This window comes from Flavobacterium sp. MR2016-29 (assembly GCF_015350695.1).
Taxonomy (GTDB): Bacteria; Bacteroidota; Bacteroidia; order Flavobacteriales; family Flavobacteriaceae; genus Flavobacterium.
This window is the reverse complement of record NZ_JADKPU010000001.1, coordinates 1,236,454-1,253,565: the sequence shown is the minus strand read 5'-3', so window position 1 is coordinate 1,253,565 and position 17,112 is coordinate 1,236,454. Positions and strand designations below refer to the sequence as shown.

Sequence of the window (17,112 nt, the reverse complement as noted above, 5' to 3'; positions counted from 1 at the left end):
ATATGAAATATATGTTATACTGCTTTTATTTTTTTAAAATGTTTTTTCTTTATTTTGACTAAAGTTTTTACTAAAACGTTGATTAAAACGTTAAAAATAACAGTATGAGAAATTTAGATAAAATAAAATGGGGAATCGTTGGCTTAGGAAATATTGCGAATCAATTTGCTGCCGACTTAGTATTATTGGAAGATGCGGATTTAGTGGCAGTTGCCTCTCGAAATATTTTCAAAGCAAATGAGTTTGCCCAAAAATACAGTTGCTCAAAAACATATGATTCTTACGATGCACTTTTTGCCGATGATCAAGTTGAGATTGTTTACATTGCAACGCCGCACGATTCGCATGCCGAATTAGCTATTAAAGCTTTAGAACATGGCAAACATGTTTTATGCGAAAAACCTATGGCATTGTCGTATGAAGATTCACTAAGAATGATTGAAGCGTCTAAAAAGCACAATAGATTTTTTATGGAAGCGTTCTGGACAAGATTTATTCCGACGGTTCGTGAAGTTTTAGAAAAAGTAGATGGAGGAATAATCGGTGATATTAAATCGGTTAAGGCTGATTTTGCTTTTTACGGAAATGAGATAGAAGGAGGAAGGCTTTTTGATAAAAATTTGGGTGGAGGTGCTCTTTTTGATATTGGAGTATATCCCTTATTTCTTTCTTATATACTGCTTGGGATTCCAAAAGAAATTGTAGCGAAATCAATTTTTCATAAAAACGGAATCGATTTGCAGACTTCAATGATTTTGCAATACGAAAATGCACAAGCTGTTTTGCAGGCTTCTATCGTTTCTGATTCTGATATGAAAGCAGCAATTTCTGGAAATAAAGGTCGAATTGAATTGAACGCTCCATGGTACATTGCCGATGGATATTCTATTTTTAAAGATGGAAAAGAAGAAAATTTTAGTTTGCCAAATTTGGGAAAAGGCTATACGCATGAAGCGATTGAATGCCATCAATGCATTAGAAACAATCAAATCGAAAGTACACTTTGGTCACATGAGAATAGTTTGGATTTGAGTAAGATTGTGGAGGAAATTAAAAATAAGATTGGGTTAAGTTTTACGTAATGTGATTATCAATTTAATTAAGGAAGAGTACTTTTCTAATGTGAAAAAAGAAAATAATATATTTGATATAAAGTGATTGTTATTTATAAATCAGTTGTAAAGCAACAATCTACTCGCAAAAGAATATGAAAGAGTCAAAATAGCTTTTAATTTAACCCTAGACTACCTTTAAAAATTGTTGTGTTTATTTAATTGTTGGTATGTAAATTAAAATTAATGGTTTAGATTACTGATATTTACAATGGAATTTTTACCCAAATTATAGTTAATAAATTATAGATAATAAGTTGGCGGTAATTTTAAAAAATGCATAACTTTAAAAATATTTTAAAAAATTAAATTATGTTAATATTTTGGATAATTGCAATTTTTATTTACGTTGTTTCGACATATTTATTGGCGAAATATACTTTGAAATCCAACAGAAAAGAAATGGGTGAAAGAATATGGAGATTTGGCAATGGAAGGTCTACATATTGGCGTATTCTTAGTTTGTGTAGTTTTGGAATAACAGTTGTAATAATGCTTGTCATACATTGGGTAGGAATTCCTATTCTGTAACTAATAAACAGATTTTAGCAATTGATTAAGGAAGTTGATTGTTGCCACCAAAATATAATCGTAAACCACATTTAGTACTTTTGTACTTATTTAATGTGTGGTTGTTTGATTTATTGATATTGCTTGACTAATCTCTTTTATTTTATCTTTAAATGTTGTGTTCCTATACGTCAAAAAATCTTTGTTTACATTCCCATATCCAATTTCTACTATAAGCTTTTGAGTAAGTCCTTCGCTCAAATTATACATTGTATCTTCATTTGGTAAAGGTTCATTAAATTCTGGCTCTCTTTGTTTAATGTTTTCATATTTAAGTACGAAAAGAATTGCAATCAAAATTTGTGAATAACATATTACATCAAATTTTGTTTCACCGTTCAAATAGGTATTTGCTAGAATATTTAATCTTCTTGATTTTTTTATCAAATCATCCAAATTAATTTTTTCTTTTAGCTTTCCATTTAAGTCGAAAAAATGGGCTCTTAGATTAAATCGTGCTTTACTTTCAAGCTCGATGTTATTTGATGCTTCTAAATGTTTATAAACTGAATATAACGAAACGTATTCTGCTGTTAACGATACTAATAATTCGTAGATTTCTTCAATCTTATGTGCGAGGACTTGTTTTCGATTGTCATTTGTTGCTCTTTTAATTGCCATTGCGGAAATAATTAAAGCACCGATTGCAGCAAATGCTGTAATTCCGTTGCTATTCTCATTGAAAAATTTTATCAATTCAATTCCTTCCATTAAACTAATTGTTGATTAGAGTTTCCTTGTATAGGGTTTACAATATAATTAATAGTGCTATAATTATTTTATAAACATAAATAAAATAATGAAGCAATTTCATACAGAAATAAAAAATATAAATAAAGATTTGTTGTATATCGAATATTATTAAATGCTAAGGCTAACATTTAAAATGTTTAACACCAATAATTAATTAACATCACAATTTGGATTTAAGTAAGATTGTGGAGAAGATTAAAATTGAGATTCGACTTTCATTTTAATTTAAATTTATTTGTAATAAAATATTTACAATAATTATTTTTTCATTAGTTTTAAAAACAATTAATGAAAGAATTATTATGTTAGTAAAAGTTTACGGAAGTGCTGTTTTTGGAGTAGAAGCAACGACGATTACAGTCGAAGTTCATATGGATAAAGGTATTGGTTATCATTTAGTTGGATTGCCAGATAATGCAATTAAAGAAAGCAGTTACCGAATTGCAGCCGCACTTAAAAACAACGGTTTAAGTTTGCCGGGAAAAAAAATCACAATCAATATGGCGCCAGCCGACCTTCGAAAAGAAGGTTCTGCATACGATTTGCCTTTGGCAATGGGAATATTAGTAGGTTCTGACCAAATAAAAGCGCCGGCAATTGAAGAATATATTATTATGGGAGAACTTTCGCTTGACGGAAGTTTACAGCCTATTCGCGGTGCCTTGCCAATTGCCATAAAAGCAAAAGAAGAAGGTTATAAAGGATTTTTTCTCCCAATTCAAAACGTAAAAGAAGCAGCCATTGTTGCTGGACTTGATGTTTATGGCGTTACAAACTTGCAGGAAGTTATCGATTTTTTTGCAGGAAAAGGCACGCTTGAACCTACTGTTATTGATACGCGAGCCGAGTTTTACAAAACCTTAGATTTTCCTGAATTTGATTTTTCTGATGTTCGCGGTCAAGAAAGTATAAAACGCTGTATGGAAATTGCAGCAGCTGGAGGTCACAACATTATTTTGATTGGACCGCCGGGAGCAGGAAAAACAATGCTTGCCAAACGTGTACCGAGTATTCTGCCACCCATGACTTTGCGCGAAGCATTAGAAACAACTAAAATTCATAGTGTTGCCGGAAAATTAAAAGAAGTTGGATTGATGAATCAAAGACCTTTTAGAAGTCCGCATCATACTATTTCGAATGTGGCACTTGTTGGCGGTGGAAGTTATCCGCAGCCTGGCGAAATTTCGATGGCGCATAACGGAGTTTTATTTTTAGATGAATTGCCAGAATTTAAACGTGATGTTTTAGAAGTAATGCGACAGCCTTTGGAAGATCGTGAAGTGACGATTTCTCGCGCTAAATTTACGGTGACTTATCCGTCCTCTTTTATGTTGGTGGCAAGTATGAACCCGAGTCCGAGCGGATTTTTTAATGATCCGAGCATGCCGAATACTTCATCACCACATGAAATGCAGCGTTATATGAGCAAGATTTCTGGACCTTTATTAGACCGAATTGATATTCATATTGAAGTAACTCCCGTTCCTTTCGAGAAATTAGCAGATGACAGAAAAGCCGAAAGCAGTGTCGAAATCAGAAAACGTGTTACCGCAGCTCGTGAAATTCAAACCAAACGATTCGAAGAAATTGAAAATATACATTATAACGCACAGATGAGCAGTAAATTGATTCGGGAGTTTTGCGCGCTCGACGAACAATCAAAAGAATTGCTGAAAACTGCAATGGAACGCTTAAATCTTTCTGCCAGAGCATATGACAGAATCTTGAAAGTCGCCCGCACAATTGCCGATTTAGATGCAGCGCCAACCGTAGTTTCACAGCATATTGCCGAAGCAATTCAATACAGAAGTTTGGATCGTGATGGGTGGCTGGGGTAAATTAATTGATAATTGATAATTGATAATTGTTAATTGATAATTGTTAATTGTTAATTGTTAATTGTAACTATTTAATATTCCAAAAACTCATTTCTCTTCGGGTTATAAAACCTAGTTTTTCATATAAAGCGATTGCACCTACATTGCTTTCAACAACATGTAGAAAAGGAATTTTATTTTGCTCAAAAATAGTATTTACACAATGAGCTATTAATTGTTTTGCATAGCCTTTTCCGGTATGGTCAGGATGTGTGATTATGGCACTTACTTCTGTAAAGTCATTCATTTTCATTCGTTCTCCAGTTACAGCAATTAATTGATTGTCTTTGAAAATGCCGTAATAATTTCCTAGTGATGCCGTTTTATTTTTGAAATATCCTGGCTGTACTAAATTTACCAAATGAACTAAATCATCATTGTGTTTTTGAGTAAGTTTTACAATTTCATTATTTATGGGTTGTTCTATTTTGTTGTAAACAATCATTTGAAGACAAACTAATTCTTTTTCAATTTTCAACGAATCTGGAAGAGAAGGTTTTTCTCCAACAATAAAAAAACTTTCAGTTAAAGACGCATATTGACGTGTTGCATCAAAAGTGCTTTCTAATTCCGAAAAACCTCCAAACGGACAATAATCAGGATTGTAAAACTTTGTATTTCCATAATCAATTGCAAATGCCGAATGAGTTTCTGCAAGTGCATTCCAAATCGGATTATCCAATTTTGTCTCGGATTGTTTTTCCATGAATAGTATCTCGTATAAAATTATTTTACGCCAATGTTAATGCTTTCATTAAAACAGGATCAGACGATTTGCCTAAATCTCCTTTAGTGTTTTTTACGATGATATTAACTTGAGTTACGTATTAGAAATGATATTTCTGATGATCTAAAATACAAATTTAAAGTACAGAAATTGAATTAGATTTAAAACAAAAAATCCCGATTATATTGAAAACGGGATTTTTTATGATATTGAAAAAAAAATTATTTGTCTTTGGAAGCAAATATTTTGTCCAAACCTTCCATGGCAATGGTGAAACCTTCTTTAAAGCCCATTTCTATTATCTTTTCTAAATCAGAAAGTTTATCGTGTTTAATGGCAATATCTACGATAGTAGAATTTCCTTGTTCAGAGAAATTGACATTCCAGTCAGAACGTGGGAAATCAATATTTAAATTGCCTTCGCTGTCTGAAAAAGCATCTAAATATTTAAAATTTGATTTCGGTGTTATAGAGGTGAAATCAGCAATTGCCCAATGTTCTTGACCTTCTGGTCCAATCATGGCGTAAAGTCTTCGCCCACCTTCTGTAAAATCCATTTTTTTTGTTTTAGATTTCCACGGCGATGGCGCCCACCATTGGTCTAATATTTCAGGTTCTGTCCAAGCCGACCAAACAGCCGAAAGCGGTGCATTAAATTCACGTTTTACATTAACAGTACTCGTTTCTTTGTCTACAGTAAAATTCATTAAAAGATTAGATTTCATTTTCTTTAGATTTTAGATTTATTAATACTTGATCCAGTTGGCTAAAACGGCTTTCCCATATTTTTTTGAATTGTTCCAGCCATTTGTCAACTTCTTTCATTTTGTCAATTTTAAGTTGATAATAAATTTCTCTTCCCACTTTTTGTTCGTCTAATAATTCGCATTCGCTGAGAATCTTAATGTGTTTAGACACAGCTTGTCTCGTGGTATTAAACTGTTCTGCAATAGCATTTGGTGTCAAAGCATTTGTAGCTACTAATACTAAAATCGCTCTTCGGGTGGGGTCTGCAATAGCTTGAAAAATATCTCGTTTCATTTTGATTTATTTAAATACGCAACTAATCAGTTGCAAATATACATAACTTTTATTTCCGTAAAACGGTTTTGCGATTTTTTTTATCCGATTTAGTAAAATAGAGAGCTGGACTGTATTTTGTCTAATGAATTTAGAAAAAAAGTTTAAATCATATATAACGCAGCCACCAATATTTATTATGTGCTTTATAATTTCCAAACCATTGGCATGGTTTATAAAGTAAAGTAACTACAAAAATCCAAATTAGATAAATTGCCCAAAGTGCAACACCGCTTACCAAATCTTTTGGACGTCCAAAGGTTCCAGTTGCAAATTCGAATTGCGACCAATTAAAACCTTGCATAAACAGCATAATAAGAGTCAAAATGTGAACGACATAAAAATGAACAATGAAGTAAAACAAAGGTGCTTTTCCGTAGACTGAAGTTGCTTTTTTAATTCCATTATTTAATTGATCTGCGAAAGCAAGCAATAAAAGCATAATGCCTAAAGTAATCAAACCAAACAAGAGCGATGGCGGATATTTGTTTACATTCATGAAAGATAAAAAGGTAAATATGGCATTTTTCTGCACAGCCCATAAAGCAGGATCGCCGTAAACATTTATAAAACGAAGTACAACAAATAAAGCTAAAGCACTCAAACCGACTTTTGCGAATATTTTTTTTCTTTGTTCTTCTGCGAGTTCAAAGAATTTCCCTGCTGCAAAACCAATAAGCATAATTCCAAGCCAAGGAATAGGAGGATAGCCCATTATAAATACTCTTCCAGAAAACGGAAAGACGACAGGACCAAATAAAGGCGATAAAATGGTTTTTAAAACTGAATTTTCTGAAAACGGAATAAGCGCTAAAAGATTATGGCAAAAAATAATTACGAGTCCAATACTGCCCAATATTTGAGAACGGACTTTTAGTAAGAAGCTTAAAACAATAAATCCAAAACCTATCGTGGCTATTACTTCAAACAAAAGTGTATGAAAGCCAATATCGAAGAACAATCCAAAATTGAAAACAGTAAATTCTAGCAATAATAAAAACAAGCCTCTTTTGAGTAAATGCTGTCTCGTTTCTTGTAAATTATTTTTGTTTTTTAAAGAAAGATAAACGGATGTTCCTGCCAAGAAAACAAAAGTAGGTGCACACAAATGCGTGATCCAGCGCGTAAAAAACAATAGAGGCGTGGTTGTCGCCAAATCTGTCGGACCTTGAGTAATTGAATCGATATGCATTAAATCTCTAACATGATCTAAAGCCATAATGATCATTACAATCCCACGGACTATATCTATTGAAGGTAGGCGTTTCATTTTTTTCTAACTTTCACCTGATACACAATTTCCCAAAAAATAATCGAAAAAATGGCATTGGCAAATATGGCAGTTTTAACCTGATAGGGATCGTACTTTAAAAGCAGATGTAAATTTGTAAACTTCAAAGCTAAAAACAAGGCTAATGCTGCAATTGCAACAGAGCAGATGATATTTAACAAAACATTCCATTTTAGCGCCATGAAAGCATAAATGAGATTGAAAAAAGCAAAACCACAGCCCAAAGTGATATACGGATCTGTTTTTAATTTTTCGCCTATTGTCAGTAAAAATGACGTTGAGATCAGGTATAAAAAGAATAATATAGAATAAAGCAGAATTCGTATTTGTGGTTTCATTATGATTTTTTCAGTAAAGTTACTTAAAAACAATAAAAGAAGTTTCTGAAATATGTTTTTTGATTATTGCAAAATCGCCTCTATTTTGGTTTCTGACTTTTCTTTGACGGGACTGTCCGGATGAAAACTCCATATAATCAGAAATTTTCCCAATGCAAGATATTCTTCCGGATGCTCGTCTGTTGGCTGACCGTCTTTTCCCCAAAGCAATCCTTGCAGAAATCTATCGCCTTTAAATCTGTTTTCAAATTCAATATACATAATACTTCCGCTATCTGCTCTATTTTTAAAACTCTGAATTGCTTTGCTTTTTACGGTTCCAATAATGTTGCTGTAAGTGGCAATATCAGTGTAAAAATTACAAGCCGCATTCGTAACGCAAATTTGACCGTCGCTTAAGGTGTAGCCTTTTGGAATTTCTTTAGGTTTTAATTTTAAATCAGCAATGGTCTGGCTGAATGAATTTGTGGTAAGAAGTAGGAGGAGTGTTGATAGGGGAATGGTGAGTTTCATTGGTTTTCAGGTTTGGTTTTTGGTCTTTTTTATTCTTTTTTTACTTCTAAATCAAGTTCTGTTTCGCTCAAATGGAAAATTGTTTTACCATTGACTTCAGTTATAATTATTTTTAAAATATTCTCGCCAATATGAATGACATAATTGTTTTTGTTTAATAACCATTTAGAATTTTTAGTCATATTCGCAATCATTGAAAATGATTTTGAATCGTTCTCTGTTGTTAATTTAAAATCTGAGTTTTGCTTAAACTCAAATGTTGCGGTACTAAAACCTTTAACTATATCTTTTAGATTTGGATTGTCAATCTTCTTTAAAACTTTAATCACTTTCCATTTTCCAATTATATTTTTTTGATTAATTTCTTGAGAAATGATATGATTAGAAAATAATAAGATCGATAAGATAAAAAGATATTTTTTCATTTTTAAAGGTTAGTTTTTTGTTTAATAAATTTCTGAATTACTAGCTTTCTTGCTAAAGTAATTGAATTTGAACTTTGCTAAAATAATATTTTTATTTGAGTTAATTAAGGTTCATTTTTGTGTAGAAAAACTAAAGATTTATTCATATGCTAGTGCGAGTCTCTCGCTCATGACAGCTTTGATGTTTGCGCTAGTAAAGATTCTTTTTCTGGGGAAGATTATAAATCTAAGCTATCGAGTTTTATTTTGCGACAGTAAACTCAACTTTATAGTCTTAAGAATTACCGAAGTCTACAATAAGATTGTATTAAAGTCTTTGACTTCGCCCAGCTTGACATTATTCAAAAATAAAATCTGCTCAATCTGCAAAATCTGCGTGAAACAAAAAAACAAAAAAAATCCCGCTTCAATTAAGAAACGGGACTTCGTAGATATTCTCTTTTTTTTTATTTTAAACTGTTGCAGCAACTTCTTCTGGCAACGGAATTTGATTTTTAAGCAAATCTTCAAAAGTTTCGTGCTGACGGATTAAGATTCCTTTTCCGTCTTTCCATAAAACTTCAGCTGGTTTGTATCTTGAATTGTAATTTGATGCCATTGAGAAGCAATACGCTCCGGCGTTTCTGAAAGCTAAAATGTCTCCTTCAGTAATTTCTGAAATTCTGCGGTTGTTGGCAAAAGTATCCGTTTCGCAAATGTATCCCACAACCGAGTAAAAACGCTCTTTTCCTTTTGGGTTTGAAATGTTTTCGATATAATGTTGTGAACCGTAAAACATCGGACGGATTAAATGGTTGAAACCACTGTCAATGCCAGCAAAAACGGTTGATGTTGTTTGTTTTACTACGTTTACTTTTGCTAAGAAGAAACCTGCTTCGCTCACCAAGAATTTCCCTGGTTCGAAAATCAACGTTAAATCTTTACCATATTCTGCACAGAAAGCATTGAATCTTTTAGATAATTTTTTACCTAATTCTTCGATGTCTGTTTCGATATCGTCTTTTTTGTAAGGAACTTTGAATCCGCTTCCGAAATCTAAGAATTCCAAATCTTTGAAATGTTTTGCTGTATCGAACAAAATTTCAGCAGCATACAAGAATACTTCGATATCTAAAATATCAGATCCTGTGTGCATGTGAATTCCAACAATACTCATTTTTGTGTTCTCTACAATTCTTAAGATATGCGGAATTTGGTGAACAGAAATACCGAATTTACTATCGATATGTCCAACAGAAATGTTAGCATTTCCACCCGCCATTACGTGCGGATTGATACGAATACATACCGGAATTTGTGGATATTTTGTTCCGAATTGCTCCAGAATAGATAAGTTGTCAATATTGATTTGAACACCCATTGCAGCAACTTCTTCAATTTCTTCTAGAGAAACTCCGTTTGGTGTAAAGAAAATTTTGTCAGGATCATAGCCAGCATGAAGTCCCAATAAAACTTCTTGAATCGATACAGTGTCTAAACCAGACCCCATGTTCTTTAATAACTGAAGAATCGCAACGTTTGACAATGCCTTCATGGCGTAATTAACTCTTAAGTTTTCTACCTTAGAGAAAGCTTTAGTTAACCTATTGTACTGAGATTGGATTTTTTCGGCATCATAAACATATAATGGACTTCCAAATTGGTCTGCTAACTGCAGTAAATCTTTTGCTTGCATTTTTAAACTATTTTGAGCAAAGTTATTACACTTTTGAGTAACTACAAATTTTTTGCAGAAAAATAACAAATTGTAACAAATTGTTTGTTTTTAAACAAAAATCGACTAAAAAAAGATTTTTGTAAATCTTTTTTAAAGTTTCTAAGTTGCTGAGAGACTAAGTTACTAAGTTTTTAGTACAATTCTTAACGAAGTAAAAAAAAGTCTCTAAAATTCCAAGAAAAATAAACTTAGAATCTTAGAGACTTAGTATCTCAGTGCCTTTTTTCTAAAACTTAGAACCTTAGCGACTTAGTATCTTAGGAACTTAGTTTACAAACTCGGTAAATCTCCGTTTCCTTTTGTTGGCAAGTTGGTTGAACCCATTAAAAATAAATCTACTTCTCTTGCGGCTTCACGGCCTTCAGAAATTGCCCAAACAATTAATGATTGTCCTCTTCGCATATCACCGGCAGTGAAAATGTGAGGAACATTTGTTTGATAATTGTGTGCTTTATAGTTGCTTCTAAAATCAGTTTCGATTCCTAATTGTTCGCTTAATGTTTTTTCCGGACCTGTAAATCCTAAAGCTAATAAAGCTAAATCGCAAGGCCAGATTTTCTCAGAACCTTCTTTTTCGATTAATTCAGGACGCTGACCTGGAGTCATTTTCCATGCTACTTCAACCGTTTTTAATCCGGTTAATTCGCCTTTATCGTTAGAAATGAATTCTTTAGTGTTGATTAACCAGTTTCTGTCGCAACCTTCTTCGTGAGAAGATGATGTTTTCAATTGCAGCGGCCAGAAAGGCCAAGGAGTTGATTCGCTTCTTCCAACTGGAGGTTTTGGTAAAATCTCAAAGTTAGTTACCGATTTTGCTCCGTGTCTGTTTGAAGTTCCAATACAGTCAGAACCTGTATCTCCACCACCAATAACGATTACATCTTTACCAGTTGCTTTAATTTGGTCTGGAATAGATTCTCCAAATAAAACTTTAGTTTGCTGTGTTAAGAAATCCATTGCCTGAACAACGCCCTTACTTTCGATTCCTTTAGTTGGCAAGCTTCTTCTTTCTGTTGCTCCTCCGCATAAAACGATAGAATCAAAAACGTTCAATTCTGCTACACTAAAATTAATTCCAACATTTACGTTTGTTTTGAAAGTGATTCCTTCTGCTTCAAGAATAGCTACACGTCTGTCGATAATTTCTTTTTCTAATTTGAAATTCGGAATTCCGTAACGTAATAAACCGCCAATTGCATTGTCTCTTTCAAAAACCGTAACCGTATGTCCGGCTCTGTTTAATTGCTGTGCTGCTGCAAGTCCCGCAGGTCCTGAACCAATAACAGCAACTGTTTTTCCTGTTCTTGTTTTTGGAGTTTGAGGTTTGATCCATCCTTCTGCAAAACCAATTTCAACAATGTTTTTTTCGATATTTTCGATAGATACAGGATCTTTTATGATTCCCAATACACATGCTTTTTCGCATGGAGCAGGGCATAAGCGGCCTGTAAATTCCGGAAAGTTGTTGGTAGACTGCAAAATCTCTAATGCACCCTGCCATTCTTCCTGATGTACCATATCGTTGAAGTCCGGAATTAAATTTCCTAACGGACAACCGCTGTGGCAAAAAGGAATACCACAATCCATACATCTTGAACCTTGTTCTTTTACTTTATCTTTTGCTAACGGAATAGTAAATTCGTTGTAGTTCGAAACACGTTCTGCTACTGCTAAATTACTTTCGTCGGCTCTGTTATATTCTTTAAATCCGCCTATTTTACCCATGACATTTTTATTAAATTTAGTTGTGAGATGTGAAATGTGAGAAGTGAGTTGATAAACTCAACCTTAGTACCTCTGCACCTTTGTAACTCAGAACCTTTTAATCAGCTATTAATTCTTCTATTTTTTTCTCTTCTGCAATTCGTTGTAATGCTTTTTTGTAATCAGTTGGCATTACTTTTACGAAGTGCTTTTGTTCATTTTCCCAGTCTGCTAAAATTCTTTTTGCTAATGGACTGCTGGTGTACAATGAATGATTTTTGATCAATCGTCTTAGTTTGATAACGTCTTCATCTTCCATCGGATCAAATGCAACCATTTCCATGTTACATAAAGTCGAATCGAATCTTTGATTTGGATCGTAAACATAAGCCACACCGCCACTCATACCAGCCGCGAAGTTTCTTCCTGTTTTTCCTAAAATTACTACTGTACCACCGGTCATGTACTCGCATCCGTGATCTCCAATTCCTTCCACAACTGCTGTTGCCCCAGAATTTCTTACACAAAAACGCTCACCGGCCATTCCATTAATATAAGCCTCTCCGGTAATAGCTCCGTAAAGGGCAACGTTTCCAATAATGATGTTATCTTCAGGTTTGAAGGTTGCAGTAGGAGGTACTTTTACAATTAGTTTTCCTCCAGAAAGACCTTTTCCTAAATAATCATTACAGTTTCCGTGAATTTTAAACGACAATCCGTTTGTTGCAAAAGCACCAAAACTTTGTCCGGCAGAACCTTCAAAATCAACTAAAATAGTGTCCTCAGGTAAACCTTGTGCGCCATATATTTTTGAGATTTCGTTACTCAAAATCGCACCTACAGAACGGTCTGTATTTTTAATTTTAAAAGTTACTCTTGTTTTCTCTTTTCTATAGATTGACGGAATTGCTTCTTTTATGATGTCAAAATCCAATACGTTTTCAAGTTGGTGATCTTGCGTAGTTGTATTATGATTTGGCTCAGTTTTAGCTTTTTCCGGTTTGTACAGAATTGATGATAAGTCTAAACCATTTGCTTTATAATGTTTGATGGCTTTGTTCACATTTAATTTTTGTGACTGACCTACCATTTCTTTCAAAGTTCTGAAACCCAATTGTGCCATGATTTCTCTTAGCTCTTCAGCAATAAAATACATGAAGTTGATTACGTGCTCTGGAGTTCCTTTGAAATTTTTTCTCAATTCTGGATCCTGAGTTGCAATACCAACCGGACAAGTATTTAAGTGACAAGCTCTCATCATGATACATCCAGAAGCTACAAGCGGTGCAGTTGCAAAACCAAATTCTTCTGCTCCTAATAATGCAGCAATTGCAACGTCACGACCTGTTTTCAATTGTCCGTCACATTCTAAAACTACACGGCTTCTTAAATCATTTAATATCAAAGTTTGCTGTGCTTCCGCTAAACCAAGTTCCCAAGGAATACCTGTGTGTTGTAGTGAAGTTAATGGTGCAGCACCTGTTCCTCCGTCATAACCAGAAATTAAGATCACGTCAGCTTTTGCTTTGGCAACACCGGCAGCGATTGTTCCAACTCCAACTTCAGAAACTAATTTTACGTTTACACGTGCTTCACGATTGGCATTTTTTAAGTCGAAAATCAACTGAGATAAATCCTCAATAGAATAAATATCGTGGTGTGGAGGAGGGGAAATTAAACCTACATAAGGTGTAGAGTTTCTTGTTTCAGCAATCCAAGGCACCACTTTTTCTCCAGGCAATTGTCCGCCTTCACCAGGTTTTGCTCCCTGAGCCATTTTAATCTGGATCTCTTTAGCGTTTGTCAAATAGTTAATCGAAACACCAAAACGTCCCGAAGCAACTTGTTTGATTGCACTGTTTCTAGAATCTCCGTTAATTTCTTTCTGGAAACGTTTAGGATCTTCTCCGCCTTCTCCAGAGTTACTTTTTCCACCAATTCTGTTCATTGCAATGGCTAAATTCTCGTGTGCTTCTCTACTGATAGATCCATAAGACATTGCACCCGTTTTGAATTTCTTGACAATTTCGGTCCAAGGTTCTACTTCATCAATAGAAATTGGATCTAAATTATTGAATTCAAACATTCCTCTAATAGTCATTAAGTTAGAGCTTTGCTCATTGACCATGTTAGAGTATTCTTTATAACTTTCAGGGCTGTTCAAGCGAACGGCCTGCTGTAATTTAGCAATTGTTGTTGGATTAAACATGTGTTTTTCTCCACCGCGTCTCCATCTGTAAATACCCCCAATTTCTAAAGGAAGCAAACTTGCCACTTTTGAATTTGGAAATGCTTTTTGGAAACGTTTTTTAACTTCTTTTTCAACTTCCATCAAACCAATTCCTTCAATTCTAGAAGGCGTGTACGGGAAATATTTAGAAGTAAATGTTTTGTTTAAACCTAGAATCTCGAAAATTTGGGCAGCTCTGTACGAATGCAAAGTAGAGATACCAATTTTATTCATTATTTTAACGATTCCTTTTGCAATCGCTTTGTTATAATTTACAATTGCATAATCTGCTTTTACACCTTTAATAAATCCTTGGTTTACCTGATCGTGAATGATTTCATTTACCATGTAAGGATTGATGGCGCTCGCACCGTATCCGAATAATAAAGCAAAATGATGTGGTTCGCGAGGTTCTGCAGATTCGATTATGATTCCGAATTTAGAACGAACCTGTAAAATGTTTAAAGAGTGGTGAATATAAGAACAAGCCAATAACATTGGTATTGGAGCTAATTCTTCGCTTACGCCTCTGTCTGATAATATGATTACATTGCATCCTTCAGAAACAGCTTTGTAAGTTGCCTGAACACATTTTTCAAGCGCGCGCTCTAAACCATTAACTCCTTTTTCTATTTTATACAAAGTAGTAATAGTAGCAGATTTAAAATCTGCGTGATCAATGTTTCTTATTTTATCTAAATCCTCATTTGAAATAACTGGATTTTGGATTTTTAATTTTTTGCATTGTTTAGATTCAATTTCAAAAATATTGAAATCGCCACCAACCGCTAAACTGATATCAGTAATAATTTCCTCACGAATACCATCCAAAGGCGGATTAGTAACCTGAGCAAATAATTGTTTAAAATAGTTGTACAGCAATTGAGGCTGGTCTGACAATACTGCTAAAGGCGTATCGTTACCCATAGAACTGATTGCTTCAGCTCCTTGGCCTCCCATTGGATTAATGATTGTTTTTAAATCTTCAATCGTATATCCAAATAATCTTTGTCTTGTTTGAAAATCTAATTTTTCAATTGGAGTAGGATTATTAGTGTACGGAATTTTAGATAAAGGCAATAGATTTGCATCTAGCCATTCTTTATATGGACGCTTAGTTACAATTGCTTTTTTAACTTCATCATCTTCAATAATACGGCCTTCGTTCATATCAACCAAGAACATTTTTCCTGGTTCTAAACGACCGTGCTGAATTACATCTTCAGGATCGATATCAAGAACACCAATTTCTGATGACATGATTACGAAACCGCTTTTTGTTAATGTATAACGAGAAGGGCGAAGTCCGTTTCTGTCTAATAAAGCGCCAATTACGTTTCCATCTGTAAACGGAATAGAAGCAGGACCATCCCAAGGCTCCATAATACAAGCATTAAACTCGTAGAAAGCTTTCTTTTCTGGAGACATAGTTTGGTGTTTTTCCCAAGCTTCAGGAACCACCATCATCATCGCTTCTGGCAATGAACGGCCAGTCATTAATAAAAGTTCTACCACCATATCCATAGAAGCAGAATCTGATTTTCCTTCTAAGATAATTGGGAATAATTTTTTGATATCATCGCCAAAAACCTTGCTTTGCATAAGCTCTTCACGAGCACGCATACGGCTTACGTTTCCACGAAGTGTATTGATTTCACCATTATGACACATATATCTAAATGGCTGTGCTAATTCCCATGAAGGGAAAGTATTTGTTGAGAAACGCTGGTGAACTAACGCCAAACGAGTCACTAAATCTGGATCTTTTAAGTCAACATAATAACGGCTGATGTCTTCCGGCATCAATAAACCTTTATATATTATGGTAGTTGTCGATAAACTAGAGAAGTAAAACATATGACTTTCAGAGGTTTTAGATCCCCTTATGGCATGTTCAGCAATTTTTCTAGCTGCAAAAAGTTTTGCATTAAATTCTTGTTCAGTTAAATCCTGACCGTTTTTGCTAACAAAAACTTGTTTAACTGTAGGTTCTTTTTCTGCGGCAATCTGCCCTAAATTTTCTACTTCAACAGGTACGTCTCTCCAACCTAAGATCTTTAAATTCTGATCTTTAATAGTTGCTTCGAAAGCGTTGATACAAAAAGAAACCTGGTTTTTGCTTTTTGGTAAAAAAACCATTCCTACTGCATATTCACGCGTTTCAGGGATTTCAAAATCACATACTTTTTTAAAAAAAGCGTGTGGGATGTCGAATAAAATTCCAGCTCCGTCTCCAGTTCTTCCATCAGAACTAACTGCACCACGATGTTCCAATTTTATTAAGATGTCCAATGCTTTGTGAATGATATCATTAGATTTAATACCATTCAAATTACAAATAAATCCTGCACCACAATTGTCGTGTTCAAATTCAGGCAAATAAAGCCCTTGTTCTTTAACTTTCATTCTTGATATTTTTTCTACAAAAATAGAGATTTCGTTAAACATAATGTAGTGAAATTGTAATTTGGCTTACATTTTTGTTGTAATATTAGAAAAACGATTCTTAAATGATAATAATTTCGTAGAAAGCATTGCGAAATGATAAAATCACAATATGTTTTAAATTATTTTAGTAAAAATCCTTTCTCAGCTATTGAAATCATTGGAGTTTTTGTTAAATTTCAAACGAAATAGTGTTTTTTAGTTAACAATTTACATGCAATAGTTTAACGATTAGTTTTCTTTAAAATAGAATATTCCTTCAATATATATCACACACGTTTTTTAATTGAAAAAGATTTTACTTTTAAGTTGAATTTTGCTACTTTTGTC

The 17,112-nt window shown here is 33.8% G+C and carries 13 protein-coding genes; 2 read left to right on the top strand and 11 right to left on the bottom strand.

Going from position 1 to position 17,112, the window contains the following annotated elements; translation table 11 throughout:
* Positions 1-104: 104 nt before the first annotated feature.
* The gene (locus IR010_RS05655) at positions 105-1,082 is read left to right on the top strand and encodes a Gfo/Idh/MocA family protein (RefSeq protein WP_194602306.1); all 978 of its coding nucleotides are present in this window, start codon (positions 105-107) and stop codon (positions 1,080-1,082) included.
* 651 nt (positions 1,083-1,733) lie between these two features.
* Here IR010_RS05655 and IR010_RS05650 read toward each other — a convergent pair.
* Positions 1,734-2,393, bottom strand: coding sequence for a hypothetical protein (locus tag IR010_RS05650; protein WP_194602303.1), 660 nt, complete (start codon positions 2,391-2,393; stop codon positions 1,734-1,736).
* Between the two features lie 344 nt (positions 2,394-2,737).
* On the opposite strand from IR010_RS05650, the gene IR010_RS05645 reads away from it, so the two are divergent.
* The gene (locus IR010_RS05645) at positions 2,738-4,273 is read left to right on the top strand and encodes a YifB family Mg chelatase-like AAA ATPase (RefSeq protein WP_029268618.1); all 1,536 of its coding nucleotides are present in this window, start codon (positions 2,738-2,740) and stop codon (positions 4,271-4,273) included.
* Between the two features lie 67 nt (positions 4,274-4,340).
* Here IR010_RS05645 and IR010_RS05640 read toward each other — a convergent pair whose 3' ends face one another.
* The 10 genes from IR010_RS05640 to gltB form a co-directional block, all read right to left on the bottom strand.
* The gene (locus IR010_RS05640; RefSeq protein ID WP_194602300.1) at positions 4,341-5,018 is read right to left on the bottom strand and encodes a GNAT family N-acetyltransferase; all 678 of its coding nucleotides are present in this window, start codon (positions 5,016-5,018) and stop codon (positions 4,341-4,343) included.
* A 242-nt stretch (positions 5,019-5,260) separates the two neighbouring features.
* Positions 5,261-5,764: an SRPBCC domain-containing protein gene (locus tag IR010_RS05635; protein WP_029268622.1), complete on the bottom strand. Its 504-nt coding sequence runs from the start codon at positions 5,762-5,764 to the stop codon at positions 5,261-5,263.
* Positions 5,754-6,080, bottom strand: a complete 327-nt coding sequence (locus tag IR010_RS05630) for an ArsR/SmtB family transcription factor (protein WP_029268623.1) — start codon at positions 6,078-6,080, stop codon at positions 5,754-5,756. Before IR010_RS05630 ends, IR010_RS05635 begins: the two co-directional genes overlap by 11 nt.
* A gap of 148 nt (positions 6,081-6,228) precedes the next feature.
* Entirely contained in the window at positions 6,229-7,389 is a 1,161-nt protein-coding gene (locus IR010_RS05625; RefSeq protein ID WP_194602297.1) for a DUF1624 domain-containing protein, read from the bottom strand.
* Positions 7,386-7,748 (bottom strand): hypothetical protein, encoded by a 363-nt coding sequence (locus IR010_RS05620; protein WP_194602294.1) that lies wholly within the window; start codon positions 7,746-7,748, stop codon positions 7,386-7,388. Before IR010_RS05620 ends, IR010_RS05625 begins: the two co-directional genes overlap by 4 nt.
* A gap of 63 nt (positions 7,749-7,811) precedes the next feature.
* Positions 7,812-8,261, bottom strand: a complete 450-nt coding sequence (locus tag IR010_RS05615; protein ID WP_194602291.1) for a hypothetical protein — start codon at positions 8,259-8,261, stop codon at positions 7,812-7,814.
* A gap of 29 nt (positions 8,262-8,290) precedes the next feature.
* On the bottom strand, positions 8,291-8,686 hold the full coding sequence (locus IR010_RS05610) for a DUF5004 domain-containing protein (protein WP_194602288.1): 396 nt from the start codon (positions 8,684-8,686) through the stop codon (positions 8,291-8,293).
* A 451-nt stretch (positions 8,687-9,137) separates the two neighbouring features.
* Positions 9,138-10,361, bottom strand: a complete 1,224-nt coding sequence (gene lysA / locus IR010_RS05605) for a diaminopimelate decarboxylase (protein ID WP_194567232.1) — start codon at positions 10,359-10,361, stop codon at positions 9,138-9,140.
* A 312-nt stretch (positions 10,362-10,673) separates the two neighbouring features.
* Positions 10,674-12,128, bottom strand: coding sequence for a glutamate synthase subunit beta (locus tag IR010_RS05600; RefSeq protein ID WP_194602283.1), 1,455 nt, complete (start codon positions 12,126-12,128; stop codon positions 10,674-10,676).
* A gap of 97 nt (positions 12,129-12,225) precedes the next feature.
* Positions 12,226-16,743, bottom strand: a complete 4,518-nt coding sequence (gene gltB / locus IR010_RS05595; protein WP_029268635.1) for a glutamate synthase large subunit — start codon at positions 16,741-16,743, stop codon at positions 12,226-12,228.
* Positions 16,744-17,112 lie beyond the last annotated feature (369 nt).